Raw genomic sequence first — 19,987 nt, forward strand, 5'->3', positions numbered from 1 at the left:
TCGATGACTAAATCGACGGTCAATTGACCTGCCACAGCATCAATTTCACCATTATCATTTGCTGTCGCTGTATTACCAGCCGCGTCAGTAACAGAGGCTGTAACGGTAAAATCGCCTTCAGAAAGTGGAGAAGGGACTTCTACTTGGTATGTACCATCTGGGTTTACTTCAGCTTCTAGAATTTGTTCATTACCTTCACTATCCGTGACGGTAAGGGTCACAGTACTGCCAGGAGCTGCATCAGTTGAGCCTATGATTAATGGGGTATTATCACCGGTTCCTTCTGGTGCTGCGACTGTGATGGTTGGTGCAGTTGTATCAACATCACCCGTATCTTCAGCCATAGCGCCATTACCTGCTGGATCAGATACGCCAGCAACTGCAGTGTAATCTCCCTCTGCTAAAGGTTCTGGTACTTCAACTTCATAGGTTCCATCAGGAGAAACAACAGCTTCTATAATTTGTTCGGTACCTTCACTATCAGTCACTATAATTGTCACTGTAGTCCCAGGCTCTACATCCGTAGTACCTGTGATAATTGGCGTGCTATCAGATGAGTTGTCAGGTGCGTTAACCGTAATTTCAGGCGCTACGGTATCAATTGCACCTTCATCATTTGCAGTTGCTGTATTACCTGAAGGATCTGTTACAGCAGCATTGACGGTATAATCACCTTCAACTAATGGTTCAACTACATCAACTTCATAACTTCCATCAGGATTGACAATAGCTTCGAGAGTTTGCTCATTTCCTTCTGCATCGACGACTGTAACGATCACAGTACTGCCTGGTGCAGCATCTGTTGTGCCGGTAATTGTAGGGGTTGAATCAAGATTACTATCGGGTGCACTAACAGTGATAGTTGGAGCTGTGGTATCCACAGAACCATTATCATTGTCTGTAGCAGTATTGCCAGCAGGATCTGTGACTTCAGCAACAACGGTATAATCGCCTTCGGCTAAAGGATCATTGATCTCGACTTCAAAGCTACCATCTTCACTGACAATGGCTTCTAAAATTTGCTCATTACCTTCACTGTCTGTAACGACCAAAGTAACAGTGCTGCCTGGTTCAGCATCCGTAGTGCCTGAAATAAGTGGCGTGTCATCGTTACTGTTATCTGGTGCAACAACTGAAATAACAGGAGCTGTAATATCTAGGGTTGCACTATCAGAGCCTTCGGGGCTAATGTTTCCAGCTGAGTCGATAACGGTTGCCACAACTTCAATTGTGTCGCCTTCTTGCGGTGCTGGTAATGTTAAATCTACTGATCCATTATCAATATCTTCTTGAGTTAAGATGATCTCTTGACCATTAACAACCAAGGTGTCACCAGGTTGAGCACCAGTAGTTGTTAAATCTATCGTGACCGAAACTTCAGTGTTACCTGCTAATTCATCTTCACTGATAATACCGTCATTATTGGCATCAGTGTTGATAATGACGCCAGGTGCACCATCTGCAACAGGCGTAACCTCAATGGTTAGAGTTGCGGTGACGTTAGTGTTAGTCGTATAGGTGATAACTGGAACCTGACCATTCCAATCAGTATTAGGAGTAAAGGTATAACTACCATCTTCATTAAGCGTTAATACACCTTCATCTAGCGTGACAGAATCGCCCGCAGAGTAGGTTTGGCCATTAACTTCAAAACTAACGACAGTTAATACATCATCGGTGTCACTATCATTATCAAGAACATTACCTTCTGCAACAGCGTCTTCAGCGATAATGATACTGTCATTTACCACTTCAGTTGGAATGTCGTAATCTTCGGTTGATGTTGCTGTGCCTTTGGCGCCATTATCACCATAGCCATATACAATTCCGTCAATAACAGTATCAGGATCGTTTAATAAATCTTGGGCATCCACTTCCACAGAGAAGGTGCCATCAGATTGCATAATGGCTTGGTATTCCTGACCATTAATGGTCAGCATGATAATACCCGTTGTGATCGATGCATCGGCTGTAACAGTACCAGTAATTGTCACTGTACCTGTAGATTCATCTGGCGTTAATACGTTATCACCAGTAACAGGATCGATATCCAAAGTTATCGCTGTATTATCAGGCGAATCGTTATCATAAATACGCAGGGTGGCTTGGGTATCACCCAGTACGGCATTAGCCACATTAGATAGATTTATTAATGCAAATTCAGGACTATCTTCAACAATTAAATCATCGGTAATAGGTACTGTAATATAGGCAGTCGTTTCACCAGGAAGGAAAGTGACAGTTCCACTTACGTTAGTAAAATCTTCACCGAACAATGCTGTCAGCTCTTCAGAGCTATAATCCAAGGTAATGGTTTCAGTGCTAGGTTCACTTAACGTTAATGTGAACAGGGCAAATTCCATGCCCTCAACAACTACAGCGTAATCAATATCGACGACAGGTAAGTCAGAGCCTTCTCCATCATTATCAATAATGGCAAATTCTAATTCTTCATCATAAACATTCTCGCCACTAACAATGGCGTTGAAATACTCAGTGGGTTCGATTATTGCGTCATCAAAAATCGGCACGCGGATCATGACACTGTCACTACCCGCTGCGAGTGTGAACCCAAAGATAGGGCGTGCTAAGTCACCACTCGTATCGATTCCTGTTACAGTCATTGTCTGCCAGGTTAAGCCACCATCATTGGAATACTCTAGAGGGACTAAATAATCATCAGCATACTCAGCGATAGGGTAACCAAGCTGTTCGCTTAATAGCTCACTGGTAAATGTAATCGATAAGGCTTGATCATCTTCAAAGGTCAATTCACTGTTTAAGGTAAATTGGTTAAAACCTACATCCTCTAATACATCGGGAATATCAGCTGATAAGTGTGATTTGTACTGATCTTGCGTAGACGAGGTAACGTCTTTAAATACCGTCCAATCTTCAACGCGGTAATCAATACTGAGTCCCTCAAGATCATATTGATCAATGCCTTCATTCAAGATAATGGCGTAGTTACCATCACCTAAATCCTGCAATGTTCCGATATTTTCAAAAGCGGCGCTCAGTCTAACATTAGTGACGAGTAAGTTTTGATCGACAACTTGCTGCCCAACAGCACCTTCAAGCAAATCATTGACAGAAAAAGTTATTTGGCCATCTAGCTCGTTGTAGTTATAGGTTACTAAGCCACCTGGCACATCGAGCACATCAACAGTACGAGCATCATGCTCATCAGGTGCTCTGTCACCTGCAAGCTCATCAATAGTACCTGCAACATGCTCCATTGCGATGGTTTCAAATAGGTTTTGTTCGTTTTCTTGGCGTTCGGTATCACGGGTAAAGATGATGCCAAGTTCAGCCAAAACTTGAGAAATCATTTCTTTACCAGCAGTCGCGATATTTAAAGGCTGGCCTGTTGTTGGGTCGATGTAGTTTGCTAAGGCTTCATGAACAGAAAGAAGAATATTGATATTGGTGGCATAGCTATCTTCAATATTAACTAAGCTGTTGGTATTTAACACACCATCATCAACACCATCGGATAAATCATTGTCCAAGGCTTGAAGAAAAATAGCCATGTTCTCAACATAATCCATGTTGGTATCAGACAATAACGTGCCAGCAATATCTTGTAAGAATAGAATGTCGCCCTGAATTACATCTGCACTAAAGGTCGCAATTGTTACGCCACCCACCATGAAGGTGATGGTATCACCAGGCAAGTAAGCAAACGAGCCAGGAGCACCGAAGTCTCCCGTAAAGCCCGATAAACCAGAAGAGGTAGTAAATGACACACCGTTGACAAAGTTATCGGTGAATTGAGCAACATTGAAATTATTGTTGTTTAATGCGTTAACGCCTTCATCACCTAACGACAGGTTGGCAGTTAATGTTTCAGGAGCATCGAAAGACGTATTAAAACCAGCAGTGGCAATGGTTTCGGCACCATCACGGGCAAGAGAAGCAAAGTCACTGCCACCTTCGTTACCAGATGCTTCACCCGCTGCGGTCTCTGGTAATTCTTCAGTAGGGTCTTCACCCGAAAGAATTAACGCTTGTAGCGCTTCAATCTCAGCTAATTCTTCTGGGCTCATATCTGTTGAAAATTGAGCCACTGCATCATCAGTGACGCTAGGGTCAGCTTGTTCAGCAATAAGCTCATCACCGTTTAGCACTGTGCCGTCATCAAAAGTGACAACAAATGCTAAATCGCTCGCAAATTGGAGTTCTGCACCAGCAGGAATTTGTTCCCCTGGAAGAATATTTTTGGATTGCCCATTTAACGTGAGAGTGATCTCGCCGTTGGCTGAACTTAAGACACCATTTTTAGTCGTTACAACAGAACTCATATTTAGCTCCAAACCCTATTTTAGCAATGTATTTACATTCGATGCATAAAAAATCACATTGCTATATTTGTCGTTATTTAATTAGCGAGAAAGATTAACCGCAATATAACAATTTTAGCGTTATAAGTATGCTTGGTCAATTTTTTGGCGTGGCCTTAAATGCCTTTAAGATAATGAAAATGTTTTAAAATTAAGATTTACTTAGTAAATCAATGCAACTAAGTCATTATGCGGAAATGTGAAGTTTTTAATAACAAAGTGCTAAAAACTGGAATTTACAAGTGTAGTTCATTTTTTATACGATTTAAACTGGCGTTTAGTTTACAAAATAGATAAAAAAACCTGCCAATTGGCAGGTTTTTAAATAGTTAATTATTCGATTTAATGAATATTAGTCAGAACAATTAGCTGCTTTACGGTAGCTTTGTAATGCAGCAGCATTTTTGCCTAATTGCTCCTGCGCTTGGGCTAATGCTAAAAAGTACTCACGCTTAGGTGATATCTGGCAAACACTATGCCAATGATTTTTAACGACTTTAATATCACGTTTTTGTTGAGCTAATTTTGCTAAACAAATTTGATAATCAACATCATGTTCATGACTTTGCTCAAATCGAGCTAATAATTTTCTAATATCTTCATCATCCGCATCGATTATTTTGGGGATGTCAGCTAAAAGTGCTGGATGAAGATCAGTCTTTAAGCTTTTATTGATGATTTTTATGGCGTCTTTTTTACGATTATATTGGCACAGGCCGCGAGCGTAGATACTAATAAGGTGTGGTTGATTACGTTCCGTTTTACTTAGCCAATGCCAGCACTTTTCTAGCTCTTGTTCGCCATGTTGAGACGCTGCCGTTAATAATGCCGTATTGGTTGTGTGTTCAACCTCTTCATACTGCTTTTCACTAATAATCTGACGTTTTTTAATCGCCGGTAATAAGATTTTAAGTGCTTGCCAATCATCTTGAAGTTGATAAAGGTCAAGGGCTAGTTTTAATACAGGTGATTTACTTTTACTGGTTGGATTTAATGCATCAAGCTCAGCTCTTGCTTCAGTCAGCTTTCCTTGCTGAATTAGATACCTTGTTTTTGAGGTTTTAACGGCGGTTTTAGCCAAAGGGTCTTTTGCAGCCTCTGCTAAGTATTTATCTCGGCTATCAGTGTTTTTTTGATGATGTGCAGCTCTTGCCGCTGCAAATAAATTGAGCGCAGGCAGCTCCCCTTTAGCAGCACCTTTTGCCATGGCTTTTTCTGCACTAGGCCAATCTTCTTCTGCTAATGCTAACGCGCCTTGAAGCGTGTGCTTCTTCGCAGCTTCTTTACGCCAACGTTCTGGTAAGTAACGGCTATTGATAACAATATTAAGCAAAAATATGATGAGCCATTCAGTTAATTGGAGCGCGCAATAAAAGAGCACTAACCCTAATAAACCAAAGACTAAGCTGGTTTCTATTTGATACTCGCCCGCCGCAATATAGATATAGCCAATATTGCCAATAATGAATGGGCTAATGCAGAAGCCGATTAAAATGATGATGACATAAGCAAGAATTTTAATCATAGCTGTGGTTCCTCTGCTGGAACCAATGAACCATAAGTGATTAATTGCTGTAGTAACCGGGTCGATTCAAAGTTGGTGTGTTTCACTTGGTCAATTTTAACTGTAATTAACGCATCAAGTGCCGTCATGGTGTCTTGAGTTAAGTCTTCATCTAAATCGAAATACTGTTGAATCCATGTGCGAGCAAAGCCGATCGATTGACGATAATTTACTTCATCATGTTGATACAGAGCCAACTGAGCCTGCAGTAATTTATTTCTAATATTTTCAATTAAATACCATTGTTGATCTGGTGCTAATAACGGCTCTATATCTGTTGTACGTTTACGGATGGTAATAAAGCCGTCAGTAACTGAATGCCATGTTTTAGCAAGATTACTTTGCCAGTCATCTAACGAGTCTGTAATGACGTGTTGTTCTGCTAAGTCTTCAGCTGACTGCGCTTTGGCACGGTTTAGCGGCAAGCTGTCTAACTGATTTAAAATACCATCAATCGTATAGATGGTACCGGCAACATCTGTTGTTTTAATGGCATTCGTTTGAGCTAAATCGTGGGCTAATGCACGTCGAATAGGTAACAAAGCAGGGTCTTTCATTGCTTCAATACGATCATCGGCAGACTTTAGCAATCCGGCTGCAGTTTTAGGGTCATTCTCTAACCATAATTTACGTCCTGCCATTCTCACCAAGTATTCAGCTTCAGATGCCATCCAATGGTTTGGATTTCGTTGAGCTAAGGTTGCAACTCGCTCTTGAAGTTGTTGGTGTGATTTTGCTAACTGATTTTGTTGTTGGTAGGCCAAGGTATCGTTTTGTTGCTGTACTTCTAATTCTGCAATACGACGCTTAGGTTCAATTAACGCTTCAGTCACTTCATTACTGATAGCTTGTGTTTGTTGATACTGAGTTTGTAACTCAATTTTCTGACTTTCGAGTTCAATCAACAATAAATAGCTTATGCCAATGCCTGCAAGAGCGATAATCAGGCAGAGTAAAATACTTAATCTTACCCACCATGAACTCTTATTGTGTTTCGGTTTATCGCTTGGCGCATCAGAATGTATTGAAGATGGCACTTTGTTCGTAGGCAAGTCTGTTGAGTCAGCATCAGTGTGAGAACTAGTTTGATTTTCAGTAACAGAATTGACTTCATTTACAGATTCTGAAGGTGCTTCATTATTTTCTGGAGTAGACGTTGAAGCTTGCTTTTTGTGTTCCATGAGCTGTCCTTGAGTAACTAATTGCGGTTAACAATTAGTGCGACCATTTACTGCGCGACAAAAATGTAGAGTGATAGGGTACAAGTTTGGCAGCATTATACAATATGGCAAATAAGCAAGTTTACTTTATTGTTTAAATAGATAACGCTCGTAAAACAGCTTCAGTGTTCGCGCCGTTAGCATTGGTGACGTGATGAATACCTGCCGTTTTAGCCCTTTGTTCCACTCGATGACTAGGTACTATGATATGACATGATTGCAACCATGCAAATAACTCTTTTGGAACAAGTTTAATTAGATTATCTAGGACTTCGCCACTGGTCACGACGATAGTGTCTATTTGGGCGCTTGCCCAATAGTTGCAAATGTATTGTGAATCGAGTTGTGGCGTGACTCGCTGGTAAACTTCCCAATAGCTGACACTTGCCTGTCTTAAGCTAAGTTGTTCGGCGATGGTTTCTCTACCGCCAAAGCCTCTAATGATGACGACTTGTTGTTGAGCGATATCGCTTAACGAGGTTAGCGATAATAATCCTTCACTATCTTGGCTTTCTTCTGGTGCGGTTTCAGCAAATACACCGAGCTCGGCCAGTGCCGCAGCTGTCGCTTTTCCAACAGCGTAATATCGACTTGCAGGAAAATGGTTATTAAGCATTTCTGCTGCGTACTTTACCGCATTGGTACTGATAAAAATGATGGCATCAGCATCAGAAAGTTGCTGATGAGAGAAAGGATGTTGAGTTGGAGCAACTGCTAACAAAGGAGTGACAATATAGTCCACTCCTTTTGCATTGAGCTGTTCTATCATTGCTTGATTGCGCCCCTCAGGGCGCGTTAACAAGACTTTCATGTAAGCTTTCGCCTAATTACTTGTTGTAAACAGCATCTAAAATAGTTTTAGCGCCACGGCTAAGTAAGTCATCAGCCAGTGCTTCACCTAAAGCGACCGCATCCGTTTTAGGACCAGATACAGCACCTTCAATGACTTGGCTGCCATCAGGGTTACCCACTAAACCACGTAAGCTTAATGTATCACCTTCGATTTCAGCGTAAGCACCAATAGGTACCTGACAACCACCTTCAAGGCGGGTATTCATAGCACGCTCGGCAAATACACGGTAACGCGTCTCAAGATGTTCTAGTGGAGCGAGTAATGCTTTAACACGCTCATCATCAGTACGACATTCAATTCCTACAGCGCCTTGACCATTTGCTGGAAGTGAATCTTCTGCTGAGATAAAGCTTGCAATACGTTCATCCAGTTTAAGGCGAATTAAGCCCGCAGCAGCAAGAATAATGGCATCGTAATCACCGCTATCTAACTTAGCTAGACGTGTTCCGACATTACCACGTAAGTCTTTAATCACTAGATCAGGACGAGCGGCACGGATCTGACATTGACGACGTAGGCTTGATGTACCCACTACAGCGCCTTGAGGTAATTCAGCAATGGTTTTGTATGTATTAGATACAAATGCATCACGAGGATCTTCACGCTCACAAATCACTTGCAAACCTAAGCCTTCAGGAAAATCTACCGGTACATCTTTCATTGAATGAACAGCGATGTCTGCACGGTCTTCAAGCATGGCAACTTCCAGCTCTTTTACAAATAACCCTTTACCACCCACTTTAGCCAGAGGCGTATCTAAAATAACGTCTCCTTTAGTGCTCATTGGTAATAACTCAACCGTTAAATCAGAATGAATGCGTTCAAGCTCTGCTTTTACGAATTCAGCTTGCCACATAGCCAGTGGACTTTTACGAGTAGCGATACGAATAACATTTTGAGACATGCCAGAGAGTTCCATCAATAGACTTAATTGCGTCAATGCTAACATTGCCATCGAGCTTATGTAACAAACTGATAGTGATTGTTTGACCTATGCACATAAAATTTTTGTGACGCAGATCTCATTTGCTGGCGTAATTATCCAAAAGTGATAATATGATCATGTTGTTGCTAATTAATTGAGCGCTAATATTGCAAGCAATTGCTTGTCAAATTGGTATCAAAACGATAGTAGATGGTTGCACAGGGATGGAAGCCTTGATTGAAAACAGTTGTCGGCCAGTCAAAATAGCTAATCGATTAAACCTTGTTCGTTACGAACGAGTCAAATCGTTATTGTCACCAAAACAGCAACGCTTATTCGATTTGATTCCTTACCTCATACACCATCACCATCCCCAATTACCCGGTGGCACCTCTGCATTAACCCCATTTGGCGTGAGCGACTTTGCAACCCTTCCAGAAGTCGTGCTCGCGTGTGAAGTATTTGATTTACCCTTTATTGAAACCAACAATAACCAACCAAGTGCCTTCGAAGGTGTTTACTCTATGGGGAGTACTGCCAGTTTTGGCCAGAACCCCAAAAGTGATGTTGATGTATGGTTGGTCTATAAGTCGAGCCTTGGCAATGCTGACTTAGCCCTTATCGCAGACAAAACGGCGGCATTAACGGAGTGGTTTGCTTCATTTGATTTTGAAGTGAATTTTTACTTAGTGCATCCGTTGCAGTTTCGAGAGTGCAGTGCATTTGATAACTGTTTTAGTTCACTCGGTGAAGAGCACAGTGGTAGTACGCAGCACTGGTTATTACTAGAAGAGTTTTATCGTTCGCACATTCGCCTAGCGGGTAAACCAGTGGGGTGGTGGCCTGAAGCTTTAAAAGAACCATCGGTGTTGCATTTAGGTGACGTAAGGTCAATGCCTGCGACTGAGTACTTTGGCGCTTCATTGTGGCAACTGTATAAGGGGTTGAATAAACCTCACAAAGCGCTACTTAAAGTACTGCTACTTGAAACTTATGCGGCGGACTATCCCAAATCTTATTTTATAACTGAACAAATTTGGGAGCAGTGTCTACGTGATGATTTTTCTGATTCGAATGACGCCTATTTGATTCTGTATCAACGTATCGAAAGCTATTTATTAAAACAAAAAGACATTCGTCGATTAGAGATTGTTAGACGTTGTTTTTACCTAAAATGCGGAGTTAATTTAACCAATGCATGTGTAGGACAAGATTGGCGCCGAGATAAGATGCAGCAACTTGTTGAGCAATGGCATTGGCCATCAAGCTTATTAGAAACCCTAGATAATAGTCAAAACTGGCATTCAGGCCAGCTAAAGTGGTTCAATAAACAATTAAATGAACTCTTATTGAAAAGCTATAAAACACTACTTGAATTTGCCTCTAAGCAAGCGTTAAGCGATCGCTTTAGAGTTGAAGAGTTAGGGATGTTAGCTCGTAAGTTACATACCTATTTTAGTGATGATGAACATCAACTGCTGCCATTAAATAAGTTGTGGAGTCACTCGGTATTCGAGCCGAACATGACCATCATTCACAGCATTAAAGAATCCCGTTATTACCTTTATCGTAAACCACTGAAGTCGGGTCAACTGTTAGGCGAAACCTCAATCATTAAAGCGGATACTCCAACGGCCCTTATTGCTTGGGCGGTGATGAATGATGTGTCCAGAAGCACCACTCGTTGGCAAGAATATGGCCGTAAGAAACACCGTTCAGCGTTGCTAACACAACTATCGGCTCATTTAGTGCCACTACTAAACCATAATAATAAAGTCTCAAAAGCTGAATTATGCCAACCTTTTTTCTATAAGAAACTGATTGTGGTGGCTAACGTTGATGGTGACCCTACGCTAAAATGGCAAGGTCAGGAAATCATGGTGGATTACATGAATGGCAATGTTTTTTCTTTAGGGAAAAAGCAGCAAAACATGTTGTCGACTCTGGATGTGATTTCACTGAATAGTTGGGGCGAGCGGCAATGTCATCGCTTTAAAGGCGAGCAAGGCTTATTAGAAGCGCTGTCTTTTGTGGCGCTGGGGCTAAAAGCAACGCCTGAACAAGTCGACATCGAAGTGTTGGTGTGTGCCGAGCGATTAAAGAAGCAAATTCATGATGCACTGTTTAATATTTTTAATCAGTGCGTTAAATATTGCCATGAAGCAAGATCATCGTCGGCAATGATGCACCCAATAAAATTATCCAATAAGCGCTACGGTTTGTATTTTAACTCTATGGGTCTCGTCTATAAGGTGTTGACGGGCGATGAGGTTAAAGTTGCTCCAGTCAAAGTTGAACGTTATAAAAAAGCGCAGTTAAATGCCCCTGTAGCTGTTATTAAGTCTGATCCTTTTCGCAGTATTCCCAGCATTATTAAGCTGTATATCTCAAAAGGGGCAAAACAGTACTTTTTAAGGCAGCGACCCGATGTTCTTGATGTGTTTATTATTGATGAAACCAATCGGCTCACAAAGCGTGAATATGAAGATGTGTCGATGAAAGAATTAGTTGAGAAAGAAAGCCATAGTTTTGCTTTTGAGCGAGATGCCTCTTCATTGCATTATTTCAATGTGCCACAGTTTTTTAAATTAGAACGAATTGATGGCGAGTTGAGTGTGGTGCCATTTGGCGTAGAAATGAATGAACTGAGCTCAGATATTTAAGCTCAGTTCACCTCATTGATAAATTAGCGCTTAAATTGACAAAGCAATGCCGCTTTGTTTTTTAATTGACTCAATAACAAATGGCATAAATACATTATCGTTACGTTCATCAAACCATTTACCATCAACAAGCGCAAAGTGGTAGCCACCAAATCGCGTCGCAATCCATAACTCATGTAAAGGCTCTTGTTTATTGATGACAATTTGCGAACCGTCTTCAAACTCTAGTTGCAACACGTTGCCACTCGCATTGATATCCACATCAGCATCTTGCTCATCAATTGCTGTTTCTATGGCGTTTTCTATCTTGCTAAACATTTCATCTGCCAACTGATGAAATTCAGTATCTGTCATAGCCATGTATTTCAATCCTTGTGCTTTCTAGGTTATGAATGCGATTATAAGGCTATAACTCCCCAGATGCATAGATGTTGAGAAAAATGAGACTGTTTTTATTAGTAATGCTTGTTAGCCTATTCACTATAGGTTGCGGACAAAAAGGCCCTTTATATAAATCTTCTGAAGTGGAAACGAATCAGCAAGAGCGAAAACCGCAAGAGCCTACTACTGAATCAACCCAACAACAGTCTCTCGAGCAAACTCAAGAGCCGACACAAAATAAATAAGATTTACAAGGAAACGCATTTTGGACCATTTTACATATCAACAGGATAGTTTATTTGCTGAAGGTTGTTCTGTTGCTGAACTTGCTAAAACTCACGGCACACCACTATATATCTACTCTAGAGCGACGTTAGAGCGTCATTGGAATGCATTTAACAATGCCGTGGCTAATCATCCCCATCTTATTTGTTATGCGGTAAAAGCCAACTCTAATCTGGCGGTGTTAAATGTACTTGCTAGGCTTGGCAGTGGTTTTGATATTGTCTCTGGTGGTGAATTAGCTCGTGTTATCGCTGCTGGCGGCGACCCGAAAAAAGTTGTTTTCTCGGGTGTGGGTAAAACCATTGCTGAAATGGAACAAGCTTTAAACATTGGTATTTATTGTTTCAATGTAGAATCAAGCGCAGAGCTTGAGTTGCTCAATGACGTGGCTGGTAAATTAGGTAAAGTCGCGCCGATATCGTTGCGAGTTAATCCCGATGTCGATGCAGGGACTCATCCATACATTTCGACTGGGCTTAAAGAAAACAAGTTTGGTATTGCAATGGATGAAGCTGAGCAAGTGTTCGCACGTGCGCAAGCACTCCCTCATTTAGCGATCAAAGGGGTCGATTGTCATATTGGCTCTCAGCTTACAGAAATGCAGCCATTCTTAGATGCGATGGATAGAATGTTAGCGTTAATTGACCGTCTTGCAGTTAATGGCATCGAAATTAAACATTTTGATGTTGGCGGCGGCTTAGGCGTGCCTTATGATGATGAAACACCGCCACATCCTGACGTATATGCTGCCGCATTACTTGAACGTCTAGGTGACAGACCACTTAAATTAATTTTTGAACCTGGGCGTGCGATTGCGGCTAATGCAGGTATATTTGTCACTGAAGTGCTTTCTTTGAAAGAAAATAGCGATAAGCGCTTTGCTATTGTTGATGGCGCGATGAACGATCTTATTCGCCCATCACTTTATAGCGCTTGGCAAAATATTATTCCTGTTCAGCTCACTTCTGCACCAAGCTATGAGTATGATGTCGTAGGTCCTGTATGTGAAACAGGTGACTTTTTGGGGAAAAACCGCCAGCTTAATGTTCAGGCTGGAGATTTACTCGCCGTTCGCTCAAGTGGTGCATATGGGTTTGTCATGGCATCAAATTACAATTCTCGCCCTAGAGTTGCTGAAGTCATGGTTGACCAAGACCAGCATCAAGTCATACGCGAGCGTGAAAAATTAGAGCAATTATGGCAAGGTGAGCACTTACTACCTTAAACTAGTGAAATCAGTTAATTTTTTAGTTCGATAAAGGAAATTCTTTTGATCCAATTCACCAAGATGCATGGGCTGGGTAATGATTTTATGGTGGTTGATGGCGTAACACAGAATGTGTTTTTTTCGCCTGATCAAATTCGCCGTTTAGCCGACCGAAATTTCGGTATTGGCTTTGATCAACTTTTATTAGTTGAGCCTCCGTATGATCCTGATTTAGATTTTCATTATCGAATCTTTAACGCTGATGGCGGTGAAGTGGAACAGTGTGGCAATGGTGCACGCTGTTTTGCCCGCTTTGTACGTAATAAAGGGCTAATTAATAAGTATAAAATTCGTGTCAGTACCAGCTCTGGTAAAATGACACTGCGGCTTGAACGTGATGGAAATGTGACGGTTAATATGGGTGTTCCGGTGACTGAACCAGGGAAAATCCCATTTAGAGCTAAACGTCCTGAGAAAACCTATTTACTGCAAACCCCTAAGCAAACATTTTTATGTGGCGCAATCTCGATGGGCAACCCTCATTGCGTACTCGAAGTCGATAATGTTGACACCGCCGATGTAGAAGAGATTGGCCAAATGCTGACAAAGCATGAACGTTTCCCGAAAGGCGTGAATGTTGGCTTTATGCAAGTGGTTGATCGTGGCCACATAAAATTAAGAGTGTATGAACGTGGCGCAGCAGAAACATTAGCTTGCGGCACTGGCGCATGCGCTGCCGTGGCTATCGGTATTTTACAGAATAAGTTAGATAGACAGGTCAAAGTTGACCTGCCTGGAGGTCGCCTTACCATTAATTGGGAAGGAGAAGGGAAACCATTGTGGATGACTGGACCTGCTGAACATGTATTTGATGGACAAATTCAGTTATGAACGATGTAACCCGTACTAAAAAACTTCTCGAAGACAATGCTGAATCTGCCGCATTACTTGGCACAGAATTACCATTAGAAGCTATGCCAATTGATGAATTGATGATCCGCGAATACTTGCTTGATAATCCAGAGTTTTTCAATCGTTACCCTGAATTATTACTGGCAATGCGTGTCTCTCACCATGAGCGTGGTACGGTTTCTTTAGTCGAGAAACGCCAAGATTTATTGCGTTCTCGAGTCACGCAATTAGAAGAAGAAATTACGTCATTAATGAAAATTGCCACTGAAAACGAAAAGATTTTCAGGTTCAACAGTGCGTTATCGCTGAGTATTTTAAAGTGCGAAGATCTAGGTGAGTTAAGGCAAGTATTGTCTGAGCAGCTAAAAGGGCAGTTTGGATTCACTCATGTTCGTTTAATTACGGTTCACGATATCGACAGTGAATTAGCAAATATTTGGCGTCAACGTATCCAACAAGGTTTTTATTTTGGCCGCCTGACTCAATCTGAATCAAAACGTTTGTTTGGCAGTGAAGTGGGCTCCGTTGCATTAACTAAACTGTCTGATGAAAATGGTCAGGTGATTTTTGGTGTAGCGTCAGCTGATGCTGCTCATTTTCATCCTGAAATGGATCATTTGTTTTTTAAACAAATCAGAGATTTGCTTGATCATATGCTGCCAAAGTTTTAAAGCAGTCCCTTATGATTATAGGGGCACCCCCGTGTTTGTTTGGATAAACGCTATAAAAAGAATGGAGGTAGCATAATGGCACAACAACCGAGTTGGTTAGCCAGTTTTGAACGTTACCTTCACTCTGAAAGACAGTTGTCTCCTCATACCATTAGAAATTACCGTTACGAACTTGTGCGAGCAGGTGAGATTCTTTTTAAACAGCCTCAAGGGACGTCATTAGAGGCATTTGATGACGGCTGGTTAACTGTCTCCAGAGACGAGCTTCAACGAGTAATATCATCTTTGCATCGCAAAGGATTAAGCCCACGCTCTTTATCATTGTGTTTATCATCACTTAAACAATTTTTTGAGTTTCTTGTTCGTGAACAAGTGATAAAAACCAATCCAGCTAAAACATTACATGCTCCTAAACAGGCTAAGCCCTTACCTAAGAACATGGATTTAGACGCCGTCAGCCATTTATTGGATATTGATGCTGATGACCCGTTAAGTAAACGGGATAAAGCCATTATGGAATTGTTTTATTCCAGTGGCTTACGTTTAGCTGAACTTGCAAGTTTAAATGTGGCAGATATCGATTTAAGCCAAAACGAAGTCAAAGTGATGGGTAAAGGCAGTAAGCAGCGCGTGGTGCCGATAGGCAAAATGGCGCTAGCTGCAATCAATGTTTGGTGCGAGTGTCGTCATGATTTGGTCAAAGCTGACACTGGTGATGCTTTGTTTGTTAGTCAGCAAGGCAAGCGATTGTCCCATCGCAGCATCCAACTCAGAATGAAAAAATGGGGCCAAACACAATCTTTATCGGCAAAAGTTCACCCTCATAAATTGCGACATTCCTTTGCAACGCATATGCTTGAATCAAGTGCAGATTTACGAGCCGTGCAAGAACTATTAGGGCACGCTAACTTATCTACTACCCAAATCTATACCAGCCTTGATTTTCAGCATTTAGCGAAGGTTTATGATGGAGCTCACCCTAGGGCAAAAAAAGCTAAGGAGAAATAATGAAACAATATTTGCGACTTAGGCCTTTTAAGGCAATCAGTTTTGACTTAGATGACACCTTGTACCATAACGCCCCCCACATTATTAAAGCAGAATCCGCATTATCATTGTTCATGCAAGAGCACTTTAACGTCCCTGAAGGTTGGGGAATTACTCAGTGGCGAGAACTGAAATCGCAAGTGATAGCTGGCCATGAAGAGCTAGCCCATGATACGACAGCTGCAAGGTATGAAGTGCTACGTAAGGCGCTCATTCAATGGGATTACACTGAGCTAGAAGCCAGCCAAGGTGCGCAACAAGGTTTGGAATGTTTTCGTTTCCATCGTAGTGATTTTAAAGTAGACGACAGTGTTATCACTCTACTGGCAGAGTTAGGGGATCATTATCCGCTGATTGGGATCACCAATGGTAATGTCGATGCTAGTCGTGTTGGGTTAGATGACGTGCTCAAGTTTGTTGTGCATCCCGGACACGGTGTGAAGATGAAGCCATACAGTGATTTATTCGATTTGAGTTGCCAACATCTTGAGATACTACATGGGGATTTATTGCATATTGGCGATCATCCAATTAGCGATGTTTTGGGCGCTCGTGCAGCTGGTTGTCAAAGCTTGTGGTTAAATCTGAATCCAAATGAGCAAGGTCAGGCTCGACACATTTTACCTCATATTGAAATTGAGCAGTTACAAGAAATAAGAAAATTAATTTAATAATTTTAATTAGTTACCTATATTATCGCTTAAGTTAACTAATATGTTTATGGATAAATCATAATCAATATTGTGCGGTCAACGAGGTTTCTGACTCTTTTTATTCCAAATCTGACATTGTGTGGGTAAACCTCATAGTGTTTTATCATTGTTTCGCTTACACTTGCACGTTACAGGTGTTACCAATTCACCTAATTGTTAATAACTTCATACAGGTTATCGCCTAAGCGCTCATGTTAAGTTTTTATCGTAAGCTAAAAACCATCATCACTATGTCTCCAGCTATGCTGGCGCGGGTTTTGTTGATCATGATTTTTGCGATGCAATCCGTGGCAGCGATGTCAGACAACTGTGCGCTAGAGCATCAGGATTGTGGCAATAGTTCAGACGATAACAGTAAGGGTCAAGTAACTGAATTAGCAGTTATTAATCATGATGCTCTTGATATAGATAATCCTCTTGGCTACAGCGATACAGAGTTGTGTGATGATGGCACTGTTGTTATTCATGTTGATGATGATTGTGCCGAGTGTACTGATAATTGCTGCTCTTGTTGCATGACCTTGATGCATCCTACAAACACAATAGCAAATGAACTAGTTCATTCTGATTATGTGGCATTTACGTTTACTTCTACTGCCGCTGAATCCCCATACTTTAGCTTTTTACGACCTCCTCAAGCCTAACCTTTTAATCAAAAATATTATTCTAGTGAGCAAATTTAACCCTTAAATTTGCTCAAGCCTACTGCGTTTTCCTATGACTTAGGAACACTCAGCTAGGGTTATCTTTTGTATTAAATCGAGGCTTATCTTTGATGTTTTATAATACAAGTCGCTTTAAACAGCGTGCTGTGCTGTTTCCTATTTTGTGTTGCAGCTTACTTGGCTTGTCGGTGTTATTACCCGTAACAGTCTATGCTGAACCGAGTGCAGCACCTGAAAAATTGACGTTACAAACCGTAATAGAGCGAGTTCAATTACAGCATCCTTCGCTGAAGGTTTTTCAATTTAGACAACAAGCATTAGATGGTGAAGCGCAAACTCAGGCGTTAGCACCAGGGCTCGAGTTAGGTTTCGAACTTGAGAATGTCGCTGGAACAGGCGAATTCCAAGGTATCGAGAGTGCTGAAATGACAGTGTCCTTATCGTCTGTCATCGAGCTAGGCGATAAACTGGATGCGCGTTCAGACATAGTGACTAAAAAACATGCCTTACTTGATGCCGAACAGAAAATTGCAGGCTTAGGTATTCTTGCTGAAGCAACGCGTCGCTACATTGATGTGTTAGCTGCGCAATCAAGATTACAACTTGCTGACGATGCACTTGCACTGGCAGAAGAAACATTAACCGTTGTTGAGCTTAGAGCTCAAACAGGTTTGACGCCAGATGCTGAAGTGAAACGAGCGCAAGCCGCTGTGTTTAATAACCAATTAGTTGCCGAAACACAGTTGCATCAACTTGAGTACGCTAAGTTAGCACTCAGTATGATGTGGGGTGAATCTCAGGTGAATTATGCCAGCCTCGAAGGCAGTTTATTTGAGTTTACCGATGACGTGGCATTAACGCCGTTATTTGAAAAAGTGAAATACAGCCCCGCGATTGAGGCGTATTTAACTCAGGCGCAATTGAAACAAGCTGAGTTGCGTTTTGCTCAGTCGCAATCTAGCACGGATGTCAGTTGGTCTGTTGGCGTTAAACAAATGCAACAAACGAATGATACGGCTCTATCAGCAGGGTTTAGTGTGCCTTTGTTCAGTGGCGATCGAAATACCGGAGCTGTAATAGCAGCGCAAGCCGCAAAAGATGAGGTACTGATTAATCGAGATATCGCTTTGCGAGAATTGTATGCTCAGCTGTATCGCGCTTATGCCAGCCGCAAGCAAGCTATTATGACGGTTAACCGCTTACAAACCCGCATTATCCCTACCTTAACTTTGGCCTTAGAAGATACGCAAGTCGCTTACGAGCAGGGGCTCTACAGTTACCTTGATTATTTAACTGCAAGAGAGGAATTATTGTTTTCACGACGAGCAATGATAGATGCTGCGGCATCAGCTTTACGGTTTGGTGTTGATATTGAGCAATTAATTGCCGAACCCTTACCCGCATCTCAGCATTCCTTTTTCCGTGATTTCCAAGGATTTTAACCATGAACCACAGTATTTCTAATCACTTATTCGCTCGCAGTCTAGCGGTATTGATGGCGTTAGTATTGTCAGTATCAGTCCAGGCGTCTACTGAGCATCAGCATGAAGAACAACATTCAGAATCCAATCATGGCCATAACGAGTTACATCAAGATGAACATGATCATCAAGAAGGACATAAAGACAGCCATGGCCACAAAGATGAACATGGTCACAAAGATGAACATGGTCACAAAGATGAACATGGTCACGAAGATGAGCACGGCCATGATGAGCATGAAGAAGGGCAAGTGCACATAAGTGCTGAGCAAATGGCCATTTCTGGGATTATGACTGATTCAGCTCAGGAGGGTGAAATCAAAAAAGTACTTACTTTATATGGCCGCACTGTATTACCAGAGCAAAATGTGAGTCATGTCAGTGCACGATTTGCGGGCTTAATTACCAAGTTAACTGTCGAGGTGGGCGATAAAGTAAAAGCAGGGCAAAAGATTGCTGAAATTGAGTCTAATGCGAGTTTGAAACGCTATGGGATTACTGCGCCAATTAGTGGTCTCGTAGTAAGTCGTCACGGCAATGTCGGCGAAATGGTAAGTGATAAAGCATTAGTGAGCATTGTCGATAGCAGCCAACTATGGGGAGAGTTCCAAGTCTTTCATGGTCAAAAAAACCGAGTTGCTGTTGGGCAAAAACTCAGTGTGAACTTTGAGCAATTACGGACGACTTCAACCATTCAATACTTGTTAAATCCAATGGGTAACAAGGCGTATTTACGTGCGCGTGTGCCACTTGATAACACTGAAGGACACTGGACTGTTGGTGCCTTATTATCGGGTGAAGTGACCCTGAGTAAGCACAACGTCGCGTTAGCCATTGATAATCGCGCCATACAAATTATGGAAGGTCAGCAGGTTGTTTTTGTCAGAAATGAAGAAGGCTTTGAAAAACGCATCGTAACATTAGGTAAAAAAGACAGTCAGAAGACAGAGCTGTTATCTGGTATAGCAGAAGGTGAAGAGTATGCGGTCGAAAAAAGCTTTTTATTAAAAGCCGATCTTGAAAAGTCTAGTGCTGGCCACGTTCACTAAAAGGAGAT

The 19,987-nt window shown here is 41.7% G+C and carries 16 protein-coding genes; 10 read left to right on the top strand and 6 right to left on the bottom strand.

Annotated features, from left to right (window positions below; all coding sequences use genetic code 11):
- From AB4128_RS05170 to hemC, 5 genes are all read right to left on the bottom strand, one after another.
- Nucleotides 1-4,304 (bottom strand): retention module-containing protein (locus tag AB4128_RS05170; protein ID WP_372037179.1); only part of this gene is annotated, 4,304 nt, incomplete at its 3' end.
- A gap of 391 nt (nt 4,305-4,695) precedes the next feature.
- The gene (locus AB4128_RS05175) at nt 4,696-5,868 is read right to left on the bottom strand and encodes a heme biosynthesis HemY N-terminal domain-containing protein (RefSeq protein WP_372037180.1); all 1,173 of its coding nucleotides are present in this window, start codon (nt 5,866-5,868) and stop codon (nt 4,696-4,698) included.
- A complete protein-coding gene (locus tag AB4128_RS05180) occupies nt 5,865-7,088 on the bottom strand; it encodes a uroporphyrinogen-III C-methyltransferase (RefSeq protein WP_282167435.1) in 1,224 nt (407 codons plus the stop codon). The genes AB4128_RS05175 and AB4128_RS05180 overlap by 4 nt, the downstream gene beginning before the upstream one ends.
- A 133-nt stretch (nt 7,089-7,221) precedes the next feature.
- Entirely contained in the window at nt 7,222-7,938 is a 717-nt protein-coding gene (locus tag AB4128_RS05185) for a uroporphyrinogen-III synthase (RefSeq protein WP_372037181.1), read from the bottom strand.
- A gap of 16 nt (nt 7,939-7,954) precedes the next feature.
- Nucleotides 7,955-8,884, bottom strand: coding sequence for a hydroxymethylbilane synthase (hemC, locus tag AB4128_RS05190; RefSeq protein ID WP_055023625.1), 930 nt, complete (start codon nt 8,882-8,884; stop codon nt 7,955-7,957).
- Between the two features lie 188 nt (nt 8,885-9,072).
- Here hemC and AB4128_RS05195 point away from each other — a divergent pair, with 188 nt between their 5' ends.
- A complete protein-coding gene (locus AB4128_RS05195; RefSeq protein ID WP_372037182.1) occupies nt 9,073-11,568 on the top strand; it encodes a class I adenylate cyclase in 2,496 nt (831 codons plus the stop codon).
- A gap of 30 nt (nt 11,569-11,598) precedes the next feature.
- Here the strand turns inward: AB4128_RS05195 and cyaY are convergent, their stop codons facing one another.
- Nucleotides 11,599-11,928 (bottom strand): iron donor protein CyaY, encoded by a 330-nt coding sequence (gene cyaY, locus AB4128_RS05200; RefSeq protein WP_055023604.1) that lies wholly within the window; start codon nt 11,926-11,928, stop codon nt 11,599-11,601.
- Nucleotides 11,929-11,996: 68 nt separating this feature from the next.
- Between cyaY and lptM the strand changes: the two genes are divergently transcribed.
- The 9 genes from lptM (at nt 11,997) to AB4128_RS05245 (ending at nt 19,979) form a co-directional block, all read left to right on the top strand.
- On the top strand, nt 11,997-12,194 hold the full coding sequence (gene lptM / locus AB4128_RS05205) for an LPS translocon maturation chaperone LptM (RefSeq protein WP_055023603.1): 198 nt from the start codon (nt 11,997-11,999) through the stop codon (nt 12,192-12,194).
- 20 nt (nt 12,195-12,214) lie between these two features.
- Nucleotides 12,215-13,459, top strand: coding sequence for a diaminopimelate decarboxylase (gene lysA, locus AB4128_RS05210; protein WP_055023602.1), 1,245 nt, complete (start codon nt 12,215-12,217; stop codon nt 13,457-13,459).
- A 45-nt stretch (nt 13,460-13,504) separates the two neighbouring features.
- The gene (gene dapF / locus AB4128_RS05215) at nt 13,505-14,332 is read left to right on the top strand and encodes a diaminopimelate epimerase (protein WP_055023601.1); all 828 of its coding nucleotides are present in this window, start codon (nt 13,505-13,507) and stop codon (nt 14,330-14,332) included.
- An 83-nt stretch (nt 14,333-14,415) separates the two neighbouring features.
- Nucleotides 14,416-15,024 carry a DUF484 family protein gene (locus AB4128_RS05220; RefSeq protein ID WP_055023624.1) on the top strand — a complete coding sequence of 203 codons (609 nt, stop codon included), beginning with the start codon at nt 14,416-14,418 and terminating at the stop codon, nt 15,022-15,024.
- Nucleotides 15,025-15,096: 72 nt separating this feature from the next.
- Nucleotides 15,097-16,032, top strand: a complete 936-nt coding sequence (gene xerC / locus AB4128_RS05225; protein WP_372037252.1) for a tyrosine recombinase XerC — start codon at nt 15,097-15,099, stop codon at nt 16,030-16,032.
- Nucleotides 16,032-16,742: an HAD-IA family hydrolase gene (locus AB4128_RS05230; RefSeq protein WP_372037183.1), complete on the top strand. Its 711-nt coding sequence runs from the start codon at nt 16,032-16,034 to the stop codon at nt 16,740-16,742. The genes xerC and AB4128_RS05230 overlap by 1 nt, the downstream gene beginning before the upstream one ends.
- Before the next feature lie 233 nt (nt 16,743-16,975).
- A complete protein-coding gene (locus AB4128_RS05235; protein ID WP_192021660.1) occupies nt 16,976-17,428 on the top strand; it encodes a hypothetical protein in 453 nt (150 codons plus the stop codon).
- Between the two features lie 131 nt (nt 17,429-17,559).
- Nucleotides 17,560-18,891 (top strand): TolC family protein, encoded by a 1,332-nt coding sequence (locus tag AB4128_RS05240; RefSeq protein ID WP_372037184.1) that lies wholly within the window; start codon nt 17,560-17,562, stop codon nt 18,889-18,891.
- Nucleotides 18,892-18,893: 2 nt separating this feature from the next.
- Nucleotides 18,894-19,979 (top strand): efflux RND transporter periplasmic adaptor subunit, encoded by a 1,086-nt coding sequence (locus AB4128_RS05245; RefSeq protein WP_372037185.1) that lies wholly within the window; start codon nt 18,894-18,896, stop codon nt 19,977-19,979.
- Nucleotides 19,980-19,987 lie beyond the last annotated feature (8 nt).

Source organism: Shewanella sp. 10N.286.52.A9 (assembly GCF_041468985.1).
Lineage (GTDB): Bacteria > Pseudomonadota > Gammaproteobacteria > Enterobacterales > Shewanellaceae > Shewanella > Shewanella japonica.